17 protein-coding genes are annotated in these 16,449 nt (G+C 72.0%); 6 read left to right on the forward strand and 11 right to left on the reverse strand.

Going from position 1 to position 16,449, the window contains the following annotated elements; translation table 11 throughout:
• Positions 1–55: 55 nt before the first annotated feature.
• Entirely contained in the window at positions 56–706 is a 651-nt protein-coding gene (locus tag IAG44_RS35690) for an FMN-dependent NADH-azoreductase (protein ID WP_187751199.1), read from the forward strand.
• Between the two features lies 1 nt (position 707).
• Here IAG44_RS35690 and IAG44_RS35695 read toward each other — a convergent pair whose 3' ends face one another.
• The 8 genes from IAG44_RS35695 to IAG44_RS35730 all read right to left on the reverse strand — a co-directional run bounded on the left by IAG44_RS35695 (position 708) and on the right by IAG44_RS35730 (position 9,661).
• Positions 708–1,988 carry a YhgE/Pip domain-containing protein gene (locus tag IAG44_RS35695; RefSeq protein ID WP_187751200.1) on the reverse strand — a complete coding sequence of 427 codons (1,281 nt, stop codon included), beginning with the start codon at positions 1,986–1,988 and terminating at the stop codon, positions 708–710.
• A gap of 461 nt (positions 1,989–2,449) precedes the next feature.
• Positions 2,450–3,571, reverse strand: a complete 1,122-nt coding sequence (locus IAG44_RS35700) for an extracellular solute-binding protein (RefSeq protein WP_187751201.1) — start codon at positions 3,569–3,571, stop codon at positions 2,450–2,452.
• 121 nt (positions 3,572–3,692) lie between these two features.
• Positions 3,693–4,187, reverse strand: coding sequence for a MarR family winged helix-turn-helix transcriptional regulator (locus IAG44_RS35705; RefSeq protein WP_187751202.1), 495 nt, complete (start codon positions 4,185–4,187; stop codon positions 3,693–3,695).
• 69 nt (positions 4,188–4,256) lie between these two features.
• Positions 4,257–4,643 (reverse strand): hypothetical protein, encoded by a 387-nt coding sequence (locus tag IAG44_RS35710; RefSeq protein WP_187751203.1) that lies wholly within the window; start codon positions 4,641–4,643, stop codon positions 4,257–4,259.
• A gap of 163 nt (positions 4,644–4,806) precedes the next feature.
• Positions 4,807–6,186, reverse strand: coding sequence for a glycoside hydrolase family 43 protein (locus tag IAG44_RS35715; RefSeq protein ID WP_187751204.1), 1,380 nt, complete (start codon positions 6,184–6,186; stop codon positions 4,807–4,809).
• 152 nt (positions 6,187–6,338) lie between these two features.
• Positions 6,339–7,208, reverse strand: coding sequence for a sugar phosphate isomerase/epimerase family protein (locus IAG44_RS35720; protein WP_187751205.1), 870 nt, complete (start codon positions 7,206–7,208; stop codon positions 6,339–6,341).
• The gene (locus tag IAG44_RS35725; protein ID WP_187751206.1) at positions 7,205–8,221 is read right to left on the reverse strand and encodes a Gfo/Idh/MocA family protein; all 1,017 of its coding nucleotides are present in this window, start codon (positions 8,219–8,221) and stop codon (positions 7,205–7,207) included. The genes IAG44_RS35720 and IAG44_RS35725 overlap by 4 nt, the downstream gene beginning before the upstream one ends.
• 18 nt (positions 8,222–8,239) lie before the next feature.
• Positions 8,240–9,661, reverse strand: a complete 1,422-nt coding sequence (locus IAG44_RS35730) for a sugar porter family MFS transporter (protein ID WP_187751207.1) — start codon at positions 9,659–9,661, stop codon at positions 8,240–8,242.
• A gap of 183 nt (positions 9,662–9,844) precedes the next feature.
• Here IAG44_RS35730 and IAG44_RS35735 point away from each other — a divergent pair, with 183 nt between their 5' ends.
• Both IAG44_RS35735 and IAG44_RS35740 read left to right on the forward strand, forming a co-directional pair.
• Positions 9,845–10,837, forward strand: coding sequence for a LacI family DNA-binding transcriptional regulator (locus IAG44_RS35735; RefSeq protein WP_187752992.1), 993 nt, complete (start codon positions 9,845–9,847; stop codon positions 10,835–10,837).
• Positions 10,838–10,960: 123 nt separating this feature from the next.
• A complete protein-coding gene (locus IAG44_RS35740) occupies positions 10,961–11,524 on the forward strand; it encodes an EF-hand domain-containing protein (protein ID WP_187751208.1) in 564 nt (187 codons plus the stop codon).
• A 683-nt stretch (positions 11,525–12,207) separates the two neighbouring features.
• Here IAG44_RS35740 and IAG44_RS35745 read toward each other — a convergent pair.
• From IAG44_RS35745 to IAG44_RS35755, 3 genes are all read right to left on the reverse strand, one after another.
• The gene (locus IAG44_RS35745) at positions 12,208–12,795 is read right to left on the reverse strand and encodes a hypothetical protein (RefSeq protein ID WP_187751209.1); all 588 of its coding nucleotides are present in this window, start codon (positions 12,793–12,795) and stop codon (positions 12,208–12,210) included.
• An 82-nt stretch (positions 12,796–12,877) separates the two neighbouring features.
• Positions 12,878–13,225: an ArsR/SmtB family transcription factor gene (locus tag IAG44_RS35750; RefSeq protein ID WP_187751210.1), complete on the reverse strand. Its 348-nt coding sequence runs from the start codon at positions 13,223–13,225 to the stop codon at positions 12,878–12,880.
• A 30-nt stretch (positions 13,226–13,255) separates the two neighbouring features.
• Positions 13,256–13,756 (reverse strand): MarR family winged helix-turn-helix transcriptional regulator, encoded by a 501-nt coding sequence (locus tag IAG44_RS35755; RefSeq protein WP_187751211.1) that lies wholly within the window; start codon positions 13,754–13,756, stop codon positions 13,256–13,258.
• A gap of 236 nt (positions 13,757–13,992) precedes the next feature.
• Between IAG44_RS35755 and IAG44_RS35760 the strand changes: the two genes are divergently transcribed.
• The 3 genes from IAG44_RS35760 to IAG44_RS35770 all read left to right on the forward strand — a co-directional run bounded on the left by IAG44_RS35760 (position 13,993) and on the right by IAG44_RS35770 (position 16,442).
• Positions 13,993–14,778, forward strand: coding sequence for a putative protein N(5)-glutamine methyltransferase (locus IAG44_RS35760; protein WP_187751212.1), 786 nt, complete (start codon positions 13,993–13,995; stop codon positions 14,776–14,778).
• Positions 14,779–15,168: 390 nt separating this feature from the next.
• Positions 15,169–16,050, forward strand: coding sequence for a hypothetical protein (locus IAG44_RS35765; protein WP_187751213.1), 882 nt, complete (start codon positions 15,169–15,171; stop codon positions 16,048–16,050).
• Between the two features lie 38 nt (positions 16,051–16,088).
• Complete coding sequence (locus tag IAG44_RS35770) at positions 16,089–16,442, forward strand: hypothetical protein (protein ID WP_187751214.1); 354 nt, start codon at positions 16,089–16,091, stop codon at positions 16,440–16,442.
• Positions 16,443–16,449: the final 7 nt, after the last annotated feature.

Below are 16,449 nucleotides of genomic sequence, written 5' to 3' on the forward strand. Positions count from 1 at the left end.
GCCCGGACTGGTTCCCTGGACGGACGTCACCCCTGACCCTCCCGGAGACCTCCCCATGGCCACCTTGTTGCACATCGACTCCTCGCTCCAGCCCGCCGGGGTCTCCGCGTCGCGTGCCGTCACGGACGCGTTCCGGCGGGCCTGGCTGGAGCAGCACCCCGACGGCACGGTCGTGCACCGCGACCTGGCGGCCTCGCCGGTGCCGCACCTCACCGGTGAGGCGTACACCGCCGAGTCCACCGACCCCGCCCGCCACACCCCCGGCGAGGCCGCCGCGTTCGCCGAACGCCTCGTGCTGATCGAGGAGTTGGAGCGGGCGGACGCGGTCGTCATCGGGGCGCCGATGTACAACTACACGATCCCCTCGACCCTGAAGGCGTGGCTGGACAGCGTGATCCTCTTCGGGCGGACGGCCGGGGAGACCCCGTCGGCGAAGGGGACCCCCGTCACGGTCGTCGCGAGCCGGGGCGGCTCGTACGCGCCGGGCACGCCGCGCGAGTCGTTCGAGTACGTGCGGAACTATCTGGCCGCCGTCCTCACCGAAGCGCTCGGACTGGACGTCGACTTCATCGTGCCGGAGCTGACCATGGCCCCGCACAACCCGGCGCTCGCCCCGTTCCTGCACCTCTTCGAGGAGTCCAGGGCCCGCGCCCTCGACGAGGCGGCGAGCAAGGCGAAGGCGCTGGCGGACCGGCACGCCGCGTAGGTCACTGGGGCTGCGGCGTGTACCTCTTGTGGCCCTTGCGGTCGTAGTAGCGGGTCATCGCGAAGCCGAACAGCAGCGACACCACGAACCCGACGGCGATCATCAGCCAGGCGCGGCCGAGGCCGGCGTCGCCGCGCGCGTCGAAGTAGAGGATGGCCCGCACCCCGTCGCCGAGCTGGCGCATCGGCTCGAAGTGCGACAGGAACCTGTAGAAGCCGGGCACGGCCTGGAGCGGGACGGTCGTGCCGGACGACGGCAGGCCCAACACGATGAACACGAACATCGCGACGAGCTGCCCGATCCCGCCGAACGCCGCGTTGATCGCCTGCACGCCGAGGCCGACGGCGAGCGTCGCGCAGTACGAGAACACCCACAGCAGCGGCAGGTGGGAGGCGTCGATGCCGAGGACCGCGACGCACGCCAGCATCACCAGCGACGAGCTGAGCACGGTGATGCCGGCCGTCATCAGCATCTTCAGCAGCAGCGTCTGGGTGCGGTCGATACCGACGGTCGGGCGGCGGGTGTGCATCGGGCCCATCTCGATGTCGGCGTAGCCGAGGGCGCCGTCGACGCCGGAGTGGATCACGTTGCCGCCCATGAAGCCCGCGAGGATCAGCAGCAGCGCGTAGTAGAACGCCGTCAGCCCGATGCCGCTGTGGTCGCCGATCGGGTGACCGACCCGGGTGTCGATCCGCACGGGGTCGGCGAGCAGCAGCCCCGCCGTCCCGTCCGCGCCCGCCCCGGCGGCCGACGTGAGCCGCTTGCCGATCGTCAGCGACGCCTGCTGCGCCGCCGTCGTCGAGATCCGGCTCGCGAGGCTGGAGCCGAGGCTGCCCTTGCCGGGGTTGGTGAGGACCGTCAGCGTCGGGCGGGCCGTCGCGCCGGCCCTGGTCAGGGCCAGCGTGCGGTCGGTGAAGTCGGCCGGGATCACCAGCGCGCCGTACACCTTGCCGCTGTCCAGCTCGTCCTGGGCCTGCGCGCGCGTCAGCGACCGCCACTCGGCCTGGTCGCCGGGGGCCTTTCTGATCGCGTCGGCGACCTGGGTGCCCAGGTTCGCCGGCTGCCCCGCCGGAGGGCTGCCCCGGTCCGCGTTGACCAGGGCGATCGGTAGATCGTGCAGGTGCTTGTTCGGGCTCACGATGCCGCCCATGTAGAGCAGCGACAACAAAAACGCCAGCACCGTGCTGAGCAGCGTCGGCAACAGCCACAGCTTCGGCTTCCGCACCAGCGACACCGCACGGACCGTGGCACCCGCGACAGGCGCCGGAGACTCGGGGCTCATGCTCCTCCGTCGGATCTGGACTCGGTACACCGCCGCAGACGCGACGTGCTCGACTCCAGGTCAGCACGGCGACGGGGACGGCGCACGCCGGGGAGCACAGCAGACACCGGGGACAGCCCCTGCCGGCCACAGCGCGCACCGGGTCCTACCGGGCCCGCCGCCCGTGGCCTGCGTCAGAGCTGCCGCCCACAACCGCCACGCCGGTGCTGTCGCCGGCGCGTCGCCCGGGGCGCTGACGTCCGGGAGCGGCACGCGTCGCGACGGGGCGGCAGGCAGGCAGCCGCCGCTCTCCTTCCGGGCCGCGGCCCACGGCCGGCACCGTCACATCACCTGGAGGGACGCCATGTCCACTCCGGGGACGAGATTCCGCCGCGCGGCGCCCGGGCCAGGGACGCCGCCCATGGCCGCTACGCCCGAGGCCGCCCCGCCGGGGGACACGCTCCCCGCCCCCCCGCCCCGGCTCAGCCCTGGGTGCCGTTCTGGTTCACCGGGCGCAGGCCGAGGACGTTTTCCGGGTCCGAGGGGTTCACGCCCTGGACGTCGCCGACGTAGAGGTTGATGCGGGCCTTGTAGCGGTCGAGGGCGGTGCGGTCGCTCATGAACTCGCCGAGGCCGAGGGGGTTCATGTTGGCGTAGTCGAAGATGCCCTTGCGGCCGGCCGGGGCGGGGACGTCGGTGCGGGCGGACCAGGTGCCGATGTCGTGGGTCTGGGCGTCCTTGGAGAGGATCCAGCTCAGGTACAGCTTGGCCGCCGCCTTGTGCGGGGCGTCCTTGAGGATCGCGCCGGTCTGCGGCCAGGCCACCCACGGGGAGGTCTTCGGGAGGGTCACCTGGGAGAGCCCGTTCGCGCTTCCGCCGCTGCCGAAGTTGGCGACGTAGTCCCCGGTGCCGACCAGGTCGGACGAGTCCTGCGTGCCGCGCACGAACTTCGGGTGCTGCGCGAGGAGCTTGTCCAGGTACCCGAAGCCGTACTTGTCGGTGAGCTGCTTGAAGTAGTAGAGGACCGCGTCGTCGTCGTTGGGGTAGGTGAAGACGAGCTTGTTCCTGAACTCGGGCTTGAGGAAGTCCTTCGCCTCGACCGGCGCCTTGCTGCCGAGCTTCGTGGCGGTCACGTTGGCGAAGGCGAAGTAGAACAGCCCGGTGTAGTAGCCGTCCTTGTCCTTGATCCGGCTGTCGACCTCGTTCCACCCGACGGGCCGGTACTTCTCCAGCACGCCCTCCTTCTTCCAGCGCGGGAAGTCGTCGACGGTCTGGAGGTGGACGACGTCGGCGACGACGTGGCGCGCGGCGACCTGGTCGTCGACGCGGGCGTCGTGGTTCTTGCTGAAGTCGACGACGATGTCGACCTTCATCTTGGGGAACTTCTTGACGAAGGCGTCCTTGAGGTAGTCGGCCTGCCCCGGCTTGTCGCCGCCGGCGTAGACGACGAGCCGGCCGCCCTCGGCCACGGCCTGCCGGTACAGCTTCTGCAACTGGGCGTCCTCACCGGGGCGTTCGGGCGAGGCGATGGCGACGGTCGCGCCGCTCGCGGCGAGGACGCCGAGCGCGATGGCGGTGGCCCCGGCCGTGCGGGTGAACCTCATGACAGCTCCTTCGAGGGGGGTGGTTGAGGATTCAACGTCGCCGACTGTAGACCTAGGTACTGCAAATCTGCAATATCTGGAGAAGGGCAGGCCCGGTGAGACACCTCATGAGAGGAACCGGTCAGCGCCGCCAGGGCAGATCCACCGCGAGCGCCGGCCGCTCCGGCCCCGTCAGCCCCGCGAGGACGATCGCGCACGCCTCCCCGAACGCCCGCGCCTGCTCCGGCGTCAACCGGTCGAAGACGACGGAACGGACGAGGGCCACATGGCCCGGCGCCGCCTCCTCCAGGGCCGTCATCCCCGCCTCGGTCAGCACCGCGAGCTGCGCCCGCCGGTCACCGGGGGACTCCTCGCGCCGCACCCAGCCCTCCTCCTCCATCCGGGCGATGGTGTACGAGAGCCGGGTCCTGGCGATCCGCAGGTTTTCGGCCAGGTCCGTCATCCGCAGCCGCTGCTCGGGCGCCTCCGACAGGAACACCAGCACCGAGTAGTTGAGGTGGCTCATCCCCGCGTCGTGCCGCAACTGCCGGTCGAGGGCGTCCTCCAGGACGAGGCTCAGATCGGAGAACGAGCGCCAGGTGCGCTGCTCCTGCGCGGACAGCCAGCGGGGTTGCATGAAGGGCACCCTAGCAGCGCCCTCCGAGCCCCCCTTCTCCGGGCTGACCAGCACGTTCAGCGCACCGGCTCATAGCTGGGCCGCTCGACCCGGCGCAGCGTCAGGGCCGTCTCCACCGCGTGCGCCCCCGCCGGCGCTGCGGCGCGGGGTCGCGGCGACGAGGTTGGCGGAGCCGGTGACGGCCGCCGCGAAGCTGACCTCGGCCTGCCCGGCCAGAGCACGGCCGACGCCGGCCGGCACGGAGGGGGCGACGGTCAGCCACGGCATGGCCTCGACCTGGTTGCCGAGCGAGGCCCGGCCGTCCGCGTGCAGGGCCGCGAGGAGACCTTCGTCGACGCCGTCCAGCCCGACGGGTCCGGGGGCAGGACCGACCGGCAGCGGGCGCGGCGCCTCCTCCTCCCGGGGCGCCGGCGCCCGGATCTTGCCGAGCCGGCCGGCGGCACCCCCGTAGAACATGCGTAGGACACACCGCGCGTCGACCGACAGGATCCGGGGGCGCGCGGGAGCTGGCGCGGGACAGGAGACGGACGATCCACGTCGTGCGGCCCACGAGGTTCTGGTCCACCGTCCCCAGCACCCGCAGCCGCGCCGAGCCCCGCGAGGAGCACCTTCTTCCTGTTCAGTAGCCCACGCGGAACGTCGCGTCCTGGCGTTCCGTCGCCGTCGAGATCGGGTCGATGCGCAGGGCGTAGCTGTAGTGCCGCAGGTAGCGGTCCGGGTTGTTGTACGAGCGGAACGACGTCCAGCTCGCGTCCGCGAGGCCCGCCGTGCGGTGGAAGGTCGCGTCCCCGGCGAACGCCGACGTGCCGTCGTTGACGTCCAGCCGGAGGGCGTAGTCGTAGTGGCGCAGGTAGCGGTCGGGGTTGTTGACCGAGCGGAAGGAGACGCCGGAGCTGTCCGCGAGGCCCGGGACCAGCGTCCACAGCGAGTCCTTGTACGGCTCGATCGGGTACTCGTCGATGCGGGCCGCGTAGCCCGCGTGCCGGACGTAACGCGCCGGGAAGTTGTACGACTTGAGCCGGTTCCAGGCGGGGGCGCCCCACCGGGCGAGGAGGTTGTCGTGCTCGGCCGAGGTGATCGGGACGATGCCGCAGTGCTTGGAGTTGACCGGCTGCGTGTACGTCCTCTGGTCGAGGGGGGTCCAGGTGCCGGTCGCCGGGCTGGTCGACTGCCAGGCGTAGAACACGCCGTTGGGGGTGTAGGTGTCGCCCCACAGCCACCAAAGGTTGCTGCCGGCCAGGGACTTGACGACCGTCGGTGCCTCGGTGCCGCCGTGCGCGACGCCGGTGCTGTACTCCGTGAAGCTGCCGGGGTTCAGGGTGGTCGAACGGGCGCTGACCAGCGTCTGGTTCTTCTTGTAGAAGAGGTAGTGGTAGCCGTTCACGCCGAGCGCCATGTCGCCGTCGATCACGTCGTAGCCCGGGTCGAAGAAGACCTGCGGGGCCGACGCCGTCACGAAGTCCGTCGTGTGGTTGACCATGATGACGTTGTGGCCGCTCGCGTTCACCGACGAGTAGATCACCGCGTACTGCCCGCGCCCCGCGTCCCAGAACGCCTCCGGCGCCCAGCTGTGCGTGGTCATGTCGTGCAGCTTCAGCCGCCGGTACCCGGTGAAGCTCCGCAGGTCGGCCGAGTCCCAGACGTGGATGTACTGGCTGTTGTAGTTCCAGTCCGTCCCCTTCAGGTCCGTCGCCAGCACGACGAACGTCCCGTCCTGCTTGCGCATGACGAACGGATCCCGCAGCCCGCCCGCCCCCGCCGTCGGTGTCACCAGCGGATTGTTCTGGTTGAGCGGCGTCCAGTTCAGCCCGTCGCGGCTGACGGCCAGATGCAGCCCGTAGTCCGTGCCGTCCCCCAGGTTCGTCGACTCGGTGAAGTAGCACATCGCGTACGCCGAATCCGCCGCGTGAGCTGTTCCGGCGCCCAGCATCAGCGCGGCCGGCACGGCGGCGCCCATTCCGAGCAGGCCGCGACGCGAGAGGTGGGGGTATTGGCTCATTCTCGATCTCCGGTGCGGGGGTAGGTTGTCCGGGATATCGGACAAGGTTCGGGAAATCGATCAGAAGCTAGGCCGTGCGGCTCCGGAGGTCAATGGTTCTGACAAGGGTGAGGCGCCCGGGGCTCTGTGGGACCCGGGCGCCTCAGGGGCCGTCAGGCCGCCAGCTCCTTGCGGATGCGGTCCAGCATGAACGCCGAGGACTCGTGGGCGCGTTCCTCCCACGCGAAGACACACGCGGTGGCGACGCCGTCGAAGCCCAGGTCACGCAGGGTGCTGAAGAAGACGGGCCAGTCGACCTCGCCCTGGCCGATGTCGAGGTGCTGGTGGATACGGGCCGGGGTGCCCGGGGGGTTGAGGATGTACCGCAGACCGCTCGACCCCTTGTGGTTGAAGGAGTCGGCGATGTGGACGTGCTGGAGCCTGTCACCGGCGTAACGCAGCATCCGCGCGATGTCCGCACCCGGCTCGGCGGGGCCCGACAGATGGAAGGTGTGCGGCGCGCAGTACAGGTAGTTCACCCACGGCTTGTTGATCGCGCGGACCAGGTCGACCGCCGGGGCGTTCTCCTCGCAGAAATCGTCCGGATGCGCCTCCAGGTTCAGCGCGACACCCTCCCGCTCGAACAGCGGAAGCAGCTCCTCCAGCGACCGCCAGAACGCCGCCTCGCTCTCGGCGGCCCGCTCCGGACGCCCGTTGAACTCACTGTTCATCAACGGGCATTCCAGCTCCACGGTGATCTCGATCATCCGCTTCCAGTACCGCACCGCCGCCCGCCGCTCCTCCTCGTCCGGCGACGACCACTTGTACAGCGGCAACACCGACGACAACCGAACCCCGTGCGCCCGCAGGGAGTTCTTCAACGCCGCGATCCGCCCGTCGTCCGCCCGGGGATGCCGGAAGAACGGCATGAAGTCGTCCCGGGGCGACAACTCGATGTACTCGTACCCGAGTTCGGCCACCGTCCGCACCATCTCGTCGACCGGCAGCGCCCGGAACATGTAGGGGTCGAGGGCGATCTTCACGCGGCACCTCCGTAGAAGGCGGGACGGGGCTTGAGGTCGGTCGTGACGACGGCGCCGGAGTTCAGGGCCTCGACGGTCGCGGTGGTGATGGCGGTCGCGGCGTATCCGTCCCAGGCGGACGGGCCCGTAGGCGCCTCGCCGGCGGCGATACCGGCGATCCACTCGCGGAACTCCGTGTCGAAGGCGTCTTGGAACCGCGCGACCCAGTCGGTGGGGACGGGCGTCGTGTGCTGTCCGGCGCCGCGGACGGCGACGGCGGCCGGATCGGGTAGCCGGGCCAGCCCCTCCTCGCCGACCGCTTCGCACTGGATGTCGTACCCGTAGCGGCAGTTGACGAAGACCTCCAGGTCGATCCGCACCCCCTTCGCGGTCTCGAACAGCATGATCTGCGGGTCCTTGAGATGCGCGGCCCGGTGGCGGGTGGCGCGCGGCAGGACGACCTGCGCGGAGACGATCTCGTCGTCCAGCAGCCAGCGCAGCACGTCGACCTCGTGGACGGCCGTGTCGAGCGCGGCCATGTCGGAGGTGTACGTGTCCGGCACGCCCGGGTTGCGGTGCGCGCAGTGGACGATGAGTGGCGTCCCGATCCGCCCGGCGTCGATGACCTCCTTGAGCTGCCGGTACCCGGCGTCGTAGCGCCGCATGAACCCGACCTGCACGAGCCGCCGCCCGCGCGCCTGCTCGGCCTCGACGATCCGCAGACAGTCCTCGGCGGTGGTGGCGAGCGGCTTCTCGCAGAACACCGGCTTGCCCGCCGCGACCGCCGCCAGGACGTGCCCGGCGTGGGTCGGCCCCCAGGAGGTGACGAGGACGGCGTCCACGTCACCGGCCGCGACGACGGCCGCCCCGTCGGGCAGCACCCGCGCCCCCACCGGCCCCGCCGCCCGCGCCGCGCGGTCCGCGTCGAGGTCGGTGACGGCGGTGACCCGCGCCCCGGTGACGGTGTGGGTGAGGCGCCTGATGTGCTCCGTGCCGATCCAGCCGGCGCCGATGACACCTACACGTACAGTCATGTGAACATCCTCAAGAGGTCAGGAGTAGCGGGCCTTCAGCTCCGCTTCCAGCGTTTCGAGCGTGCGTCCCTTGGTCTCCGGGACGTGGAACTTGACGAACGCGAGCGAGCAGCAGCGCGCGCCGACGAAGAGGAAGAACGTGGCGGAGACGCCGATCCCGTCGACCAGGGACGGGAAGACGAGCCCGATCACGAAGTTGGTCAGCCACAGCACGACCGCCGCGACCCCCATCCCGAACCCGCGCATCCGCATCGGGAAGATCTCCGACAGCATCAGCCAGGTCACCGGCGAGATCGCCCCCTGCTGGAAGGCGAGGAACGTGACGGTCATCGCGAGCACCGCGTACGCCCGCCCGTCCCCGGCGGGCAGCGCCAGCGAGAACACCCCGATCAGGAACAGCGCGGCGATCGTCCCCACCTGACCGGTCATCAGCATCGGCCGGCGCGGCACCCGCCCCAGCAGCCAGATCCCGACGAACGTCGCCAGCACCGAGATCACCCCGTTGGCGATGTTCGCGGTGAGCGCGCCGTCCGAGGTGAACCCGGCGTCGGTGAGGATCTGCGTCCCGTAGTACATGATCGTGTTGACGCCGGTGATCTGCTGCACGATCGCGATCCCGAACCCGACGAGCATCAGCTTCCGCAGCCAGGGCGTCGCCCTGAGGTCCCGCCAGCCCCCGAGCCGCTGCTCGGCGTCCCGCACGGCCAGCGCGGTCACCTCGGCGAGTTCCGCCTCGGCCCGCTGCCGCTCCCGCACCTGTTTCAGCACGTCCAGCGCCTCGGCGAACCGCGTCCGCGAGGCCAGCCAGCGCGGGCTCTCCGGCATCACCAGCATCCCGAACCACAGCACGACCGCCGGCAGCGTCGCGACGACCAGCATCCACCGCCACACGCCGCCCGACTCGCCGCCGACGTCCGCGATCACCGCGTTCGACGTGAACGCCAGCAACTGCCCGCTCACGATCATGAGTTCGTTGCGGGTGACCAGCGCCCCGCGCCGCTCGGCGGGCGAGATCTCCGCGAGGTACACCGGCACCGTCACCGACGCCCCGCCGACCGCGAGCCCCAGCACGAACCGGGCCACCACCATCGACGCCGTGTCCGGCGCCAGCGTCGCCCCGAGCGCGCCCGCGAAGAACAGCACCGCGAGCCACAGGATCGTCCGCCGTCTGCCGCGCGCGTCCGACAGCCGCCCGCCCACGACCGCGCCCAGCGCCGCGCCGAGCAGCAGCGAACTGGTCACCATCCCCTCGGTGAACGGGGTCAGGCCCAGGTCGTCCTTCATGTACGGCAGGGCGCCGTTGATGACGCCCGTGTCGTAGCCGAAGAGCAGCCCGCCGAACGTGGCGACGACCGTGACGACCCGCAGCCTGCGCGCGACGCCCGTCTCGGCCGCTGCCGGGTCCGCTGTGGCGCGGAGGGAGGTCGGCGTCTTTGCCATGACGTGTCCTTCCGATGGACTATAGCGCTCTACTAGAGCGCTCTAAGCGAGTACGATCGACCCTGTGCAAATGTCATGTCAATAGGTCGTCACGGGGAGATGTCACGGAGTTCGCGGCCCACGTACAGTGGGCCGCGAAGGGTGGTGGAGGTGACTGTGGGCGCAGCGGGAAAGCGGCCGACGATGGAGGACGTCGCGCAGCGGGCGGGGGTGTCCCGGGCGCTCGTGTCGATCGTCTTCCGCGACCAGCCGGGGGCGAGCCGCGAGACCCGCGAACGGGTCCTGCGCGTCGCCGACGAGATCGGCTACCGCCTCGACAACGCCGCCCGCCTGCTCGCGCGCGGCCGCAGCAAGACCCTCGGCGTCCTGATGGCCGTCCGCCAGACCTTCCACGCCGACCTCGTCGAGGGCGTCTACCCCGAGGCCGAACGCCTCGGCTACGACGTCCTGCTCTCCGCCACCGGGCCCGGCCGTGGCGAGGGCAAGGCCGTCGAGGCGCTGCTCGCCCACCGCTGCGAGGCCGTCCTCCTCCTCGGCACCGAGGCCGAACCCGCCGACCTCGACGCGCTCGGCCGGCGCACCGTCGCCGTCTCCGTCGGCCGCCGCGTCCCCCACGCCCGCGTCGACAGCGTCCACACCGCCGAGGGCAAGGGCGTGCGGCTCGCCATGGACCACCTCGTGGAACTCGGCCACCGCGACATCGTCCACATCGACGGCGGCAAGGGGCCCGGCTCGGCGGAGCGCAGGCGCGCCTACCGGGCGGCGATGCGGCGCCACTGTTCGGAGGTCGAGCCGCGCATCCTTCCCGGCGACCACACCGAGGCGTCCGGCATCGAGGCGGGACGGCTGCTCCTCGCGGAACGCGACGCGGGGCGGGCCCTGCCGACGGCCGTCCTCGCGGGCAACGACCGCTGCGCGATGGGCCTGATGATGACCCTCGCGCGCGGCGGGCTCGACATCCCCCGCGACCTGTCGATCGTCGGCTACGACGACAGCCACCTCTCCCACCTGATGCCGCTCGGCCTGACGACCGTCCGCCAGGACGCACCACTCCTCGCGGAGCACGCCGTGCGGTTCGCTGTGGAACGGCTGGAGGACGACAGGCTGGAGCCCAGGGAGGCGGTGGTGGATCCGAAGCTGGTGGTGCGGGGGACTACGGGGGAGCCGCGGGGGTGAGCGGGGTATTCGTACATTCGTTCCCGGGGGGTGATGGTGCGTTCCGCCCCGCGCGCGTACCGGGCCGGTCGGGTGATCCTGGTCGGGATCCATGGCAACGTCCGTCTCCGACAAGGGGTTTCGATGAACGACGACCTGCTCACCGTGAAGATCGCTCGCGGCTTCGACCACCTCGACGTCGACGGCGACGGCCGGCTCACCGAGTACGACCACGTCCTCATGGGGCAGCGCTCGGCGCGGTCCCTCGGCCACGAGGAGGGCTCCGACGCCGAGCGGGCCATCGTCGACGCGTACGTCGGGATCTGGCGCGACCTCCACCAGCCGTTCGCGGGCGGCGCCGACGCCGTGACCCGCGAGGAGTTCATCACCTCCACGCACAGCCTCGCCGACGACCCCGAGGCCGCCCTCGCCACCGTCGGCCGGCTCGCCGAGGTCTTCCTCTCCGTCGCCGACGCGGACGGGGACGGCACCGTCGACCCCGACGAGTTCTACGCCTTCCAGACCGGCCACTTCCCCGGCCTCGACCGGCCCACCGCCGACAACGCCTTCCGCCACCTCGACCGCGACTCCAACGGCACCCTCTCCCGCACCGAGTTCATCACCGCCGTCCTCGAATACTGGACCAGCCGCGACCCGGAGGCGCCGGGGAACTGGTGGACGGGGGTGCATCCGCTGGACGCGCGTTAGGAGGAACGCCGGCGGACGGGGGCGCCGGCGGGGAGAGGCGAGGGGCGGGGGAGTTGAGGGGGCTGGGGGGGGCCGAAGGGGGCGAGGGGAAGGCGAGTCGGCGGGCGCCGACCCGGCGGGAGGGGGTGTCCGGCTGGGGCGGCGGTGTTGTGAGCGGGCCGGTGGGAGCCGGGAGGGAGTGGGGAGCCGGGGGTGAGGGGTTGAGGGGAGGCGCGTCGACGGGCGGGGTGAGTTGGGGGCGCGGTGACGTCGTGGGCGCGGGGCGGGGCGGGGTTTCGGCATGCCGACGGGTGCGTGAGTCGAGGGGGTGGGGTAGACCCGCGGGTGCGGTGAGGCGAGGGGCGAGGTGTGATGAGGGGCGGCGGGGCGAGTCGGGGTTACGGGCAAGTTCGCCTCGGCGAGCGCCAGTTGTGTTCCGGCGGCTGCTCGGCAGCCCACGCCGAACCGCCCCTGCGGGCCCACGCGACCGGACCTCGACGCCGGGCGCCGCCCTCAGGGCGTGCCCGGCGCGCCGATCCCGGAGCAGGGCTGGGCCGTCGGCCTCAGGTCAGCCCCGCCACGCTCCGCCGTGCCCCGTCGGCCGCTCGTCCCCGCCCTCGTCTCCGCCTTCGGCGTTCGGCCCCGGCGTCAGCCCCTTTCGCCCCTCGGCCCCCAACTCTTCCGTCCGCAGCCGCTTGCCGTGCCTACCCGTGTGACCGCAGCAGATAGCGCAGGGTCAGCCTGCGGGCGCGGTCCGCGTCCAGGCCCAGGGCTACTCCGATGGTTTCCCACTCCGGCTCGTCGTCCTTGATGGAGTACGCGGCTTCGTAGGCCAGGGACTGGGTGAGGCGTTCGAGTTCGCCGATGGCGCGGAGGGCGGCGACGGGGGCCTGGTCGGCGAGGTTGGCGAGTTGGAGGTGGAGGCGGTCGATGGTGTCGGAGACCTCCTCGGGGACGGGGATCGTGCGCCGCTCGACGGCCTCGATGTGCTCGCCCCAGTCCTCGTAGGCGGGCAGGACGTCGACGTCGGCGAGGTCGTCGTAGGACATGCCCGCGCGGTCGACGGGGTACGCGGTCCCGCGCCAGCCGCACATGCAGGCGCCCCGGAAACCGACCGTGAGCGGACGGGACAGCCGCCCGTCGTAGGCCCACCACTCCCGCGTCTCGACGATGCTCGCCGCGCTGGACCCGAAGTCGAGGTAGACCGGCTTGGGTTCACTCCCGTCCGGGAGCACCGCCCCCGCGTATCCCCCGTGCGACTCCCCGAACTCCTCCTGAGTCCACAGTTCCATCTCCGTTCCCCCTCCGCTGCGACGCCGGGTGCACGTCCTCCGAGCATGCCCCAACGACCCGTGCGGGGAACGGCACTTCGCGTTACAGCCCGCGACTCTCCTCCTCGGTCACCGCGTCCAGCAGCGCACTCAGCAGCCCGGGGAAGCGGACGTCCGCCTCGTCGGCGCGCAGCGCGTTGAACTTCGTCGTGCCGACGTAGTACTGGCGGATCACACCGGCCTCGCGCAGGACGCCGAAGTGGTGGGTGCGGGTCGAGAGGGAGACCGGGGTGTCGAAGGTGCCGCAGCTCATGTCCTCGGCGGAGCGGGCCAGTTGGGAGACGATCGCGCGGCGGACCGGGTCGGCGAGGGCTTCGAGGAACTGCTGGAGGGTGACGTCGGACAGGTCGGGATGGTCGATCGTCCGGGCGGCGGTGCGGGGACGGGCCACGGTGACTCCAGCGGGCGGGGGGTGGTGTGATCAAGCCATCGTACGACCGCCGCCGAACTCGGAGGAAACGGCGGAAACGGAGGAATCGCGGGGCGCGTCCTCCGTATGCCGGGGCGCGCCCTCCGCGTTGTACCGCACCAGATACGCCGCGAACCGCTCCAGATCGGCCGGCGACCACCCGTCGAGCCGTTCCCGGAACGCGGCCCGCCGGCTCTCGGTGACCTGCGCGAGGATCCGCCGCCCGGCGTCGGTGAGGTGCAGGGCCTGCACCCGCATGTCGGACGGATCGGGCCGCCGCTCGATCAGCCCGGCCCGCTCCAGCGCCGTCACCTGCCGGCTGATCGTCGACTTGTCGAGCCCGTAGTGCGCGGCGAGATCCGTCGCCCGGCACCCGTCGCTCTCCTCCAGGTGCCCGAGCAGCGTGAACGCCACGAGCGACAGCTCGGGATGCATACGCCCGGCATGCGCCCTGGCCCGCCGGGCGAACGCGGTCATCTCCCGCTGGATGGTCTCCACGGCCTCGGAACCCATCGCCGGACCTCCTCACACTCCTCGTTGCAGAGTACAACCGGATGCGCGGACCCGGCCCCTCACCCCTTGAGGTAGGGTGACGCCCGATCGCGACAGCCCCGATCACACGACCCGAGGAGGTGGGACCCATCACCGCAGTGTCAGCACGGGTGCTCCCCCTCCGTTCCGGCGCGGACCGCCGACCGTAGGGAACCGTACGAGCGCCCTTCGTCGTCCCGAAAGGCCCTCGGTCCGTCATGACCTCCCTGGACTCCGTCCGTTCCTCCGTCGTCACCGCCCTGCGCGCGGCCGGCTGCGTCTTCGCCGAGGACGAGGCGGAGCTGATCCTCGACGCCGCCCGCACCCCCGCCGACCTCACCGCGCTCGTCGAGCGCAGGGCGGCCGGTGAACCCCTCGAAGTGGTCGTCGGCTGGGCCGGCTTCGCGGGGCTGCGGATATCCGTCGCCCCCGGCGTCTTCGTCCCCCGCCGCCGCACCGAGTTCCTGGTCGAGACCGCGCTGCGCACCGCCCCGCACGCGCGCGTCGTCGTCGACCTGTGCTGCGGCTCGGGCGCGGTCGGCGCGGCCCTCGCGGCGGCCCTGAGACCGGCGGAACTGCACGCCGCCGACGTCGAGCCGGCCGCCGTCGCCTGCGCCCGCGCCAACCTCGCGCCGTACGGCGGCCACGTCCACGAGGGCGACCTGTTCGCCGCGCTGCCCGACGCCCTGCGCGGCCGGGTCGACATCCTCGCCGCGAACGTCCCCTACGTCCCCACCGGCGAGGTCGGCCTGCTGCCCGCCGAGGCCCGCGACCACGAACCCCGCGTCGCCCTCGACGGCGGCGGCGACGGCCTGGACGTCCTGCGCCGCGTCGCCGCCGAGGCCGCGCACTGGCTCGCCCCGGCCGGCTGCCTCCTCGTCGAGACCAGCGAGCACCAGGCGCCGTCCGCCGTCGCCGCGTTCCGCCGCGGCGGCCTCACCCCGCGCCTGTCGTACGACGACGACCGCTACGCCCACGTCGTGACCGGCACCCGCCCGGCCTGAGAAGCGGCCGGCCCGGACGCCGGCGCGGCGAGGTGGGCGAGTGGTGCCGACCGCGCCGCTCCGGCGTCGCACACGGACGGCGTGCTGCCCGCAAGCCACGGATGGCGAGCACGAACACCGAGGCCATCGTGGTCGTGGGCGCCTGTGAACCCATCAGCGCGTCACCGCACGCGCGCGGCCGGTCCACCCGGCCGGCCCGAGGGCGCAGCCACCGGCAGGTGCCCGCCCTGCGGAGGCCGCGGACGGCAAGGAGCGATCACGGGTGCCGGTGACCGGCCCCCGCGCGTCGGCTGAAGTTCCCCAACTCGCCCTCCCCCGTGGGCTGTACACGCCCGCCGCCGTTCGCCACACTGTTCCGCCGAACCCCTCCCTACCCAGGAGTAGCCCCTCATGCCCCCACGCACCACCCGCAGAGCCCGCCGCGTCCGTGCCGCCCTGGCGACCCTCGCCGCCGCCACGGCCGTGGCCCTCAGCGCCGCGCCGCCCGCCTCGGCCGCCGACACCTGGACCGAGGTCGGCTCGGACCGGGCCGACCCGCTGACGGAGAGCCAGGGCCTGACGTCCGTGGAGGTCCCGGCGAACAGCCCGAACCGGTACACCGGCATCGGCACGATCCCGATCGGCGTCAGCACCCGCGGCTGGAACCACGTCGGCGACCCCGACGCCGCCTACGACGGCACGTACATCGAGCCGTACCAGCGGGACTCGGGCGGCGCGAAGATGTTCCGCGTGCAGGCGCCCGGCGGCACCTGGTCCGAGTACGTCCACACGCTCGGCGCGGGCGAGGCGATGAACAACTCGTGGGTGGCGGTCTCCCCGGACGGGCAGTGGATGCTCGCCGGCGAGTGGGGCACCATGACCCGCTTCCTCGTCTTCCCGACGCCCGGCGTCAACCCGGCCACCTCGCCGGGCACGAACCTCCCCTGGGTCACGACCGTCACCCTCGACCACGCCGTCCGCGACGTCCAGGGCTGCGACTTCTCCGGCCCGACGACGCTCCTGTGCTCCTCGGACGACCCCGCCGGCACCCTCTTCGGCATGACCAAGCCGCTCCTGCAGGTCGACCTCTCCGCGAAGCCGAACGGCACGGCGAACGTCTCCGGCCACGTCACCGCCCTGCGCCAACTCCCGCTGCGCAGCGGCTGCTCCGGCGACTTCGAGACCGAGGGCGTCGACTACGACCGCCGCACCGCCACCCTGCGCGTGATCGTCCTCTCCCCGGGCATCTGCGTGCTCACCGACAGCAAGACCTACCGCTTCACCCGGAGCTGACCGTTTCGACGGCGGTGCGGGGTGGTACCCGCACCGCCATGGGCCAGGAAACCGTTTCCGTCGAGATCAGCGGCTGCCACCAGGACGACGCCCGGATCGTGTTCGACGCGCTGTGCGCCTGCTTCGCCTCGGACCGCACCCCGGACGACGTCCCCAGGCGCCTGCACGAGACCCGCCCCACCGTGTGGCTCGGCACCTTCGAAGTCGTCGAACCCCACGCCTGCCCACCGCCCGCCCACCTCTCCACCACCGTCGAGGCCGACGCCCAGGGCGGCTACCGCGCCATCGACCGCCTCCGCATCACCCTCGACTCCCTCTTCACCGTCCACGACCTCACCACCGCCTCCGGCGACCAGGAACGCGAGCTGCACGTCCTCCTGGCCAACAAGTGACCTAACC

It is taken from the genome of Streptomyces roseirectus, assembly GCF_014489635.1.
In the GTDB taxonomy this organism is placed as follows: domain Bacteria; phylum Actinomycetota; class Actinomycetes; order Streptomycetales; family Streptomycetaceae; genus Streptomyces; species Streptomyces roseirectus.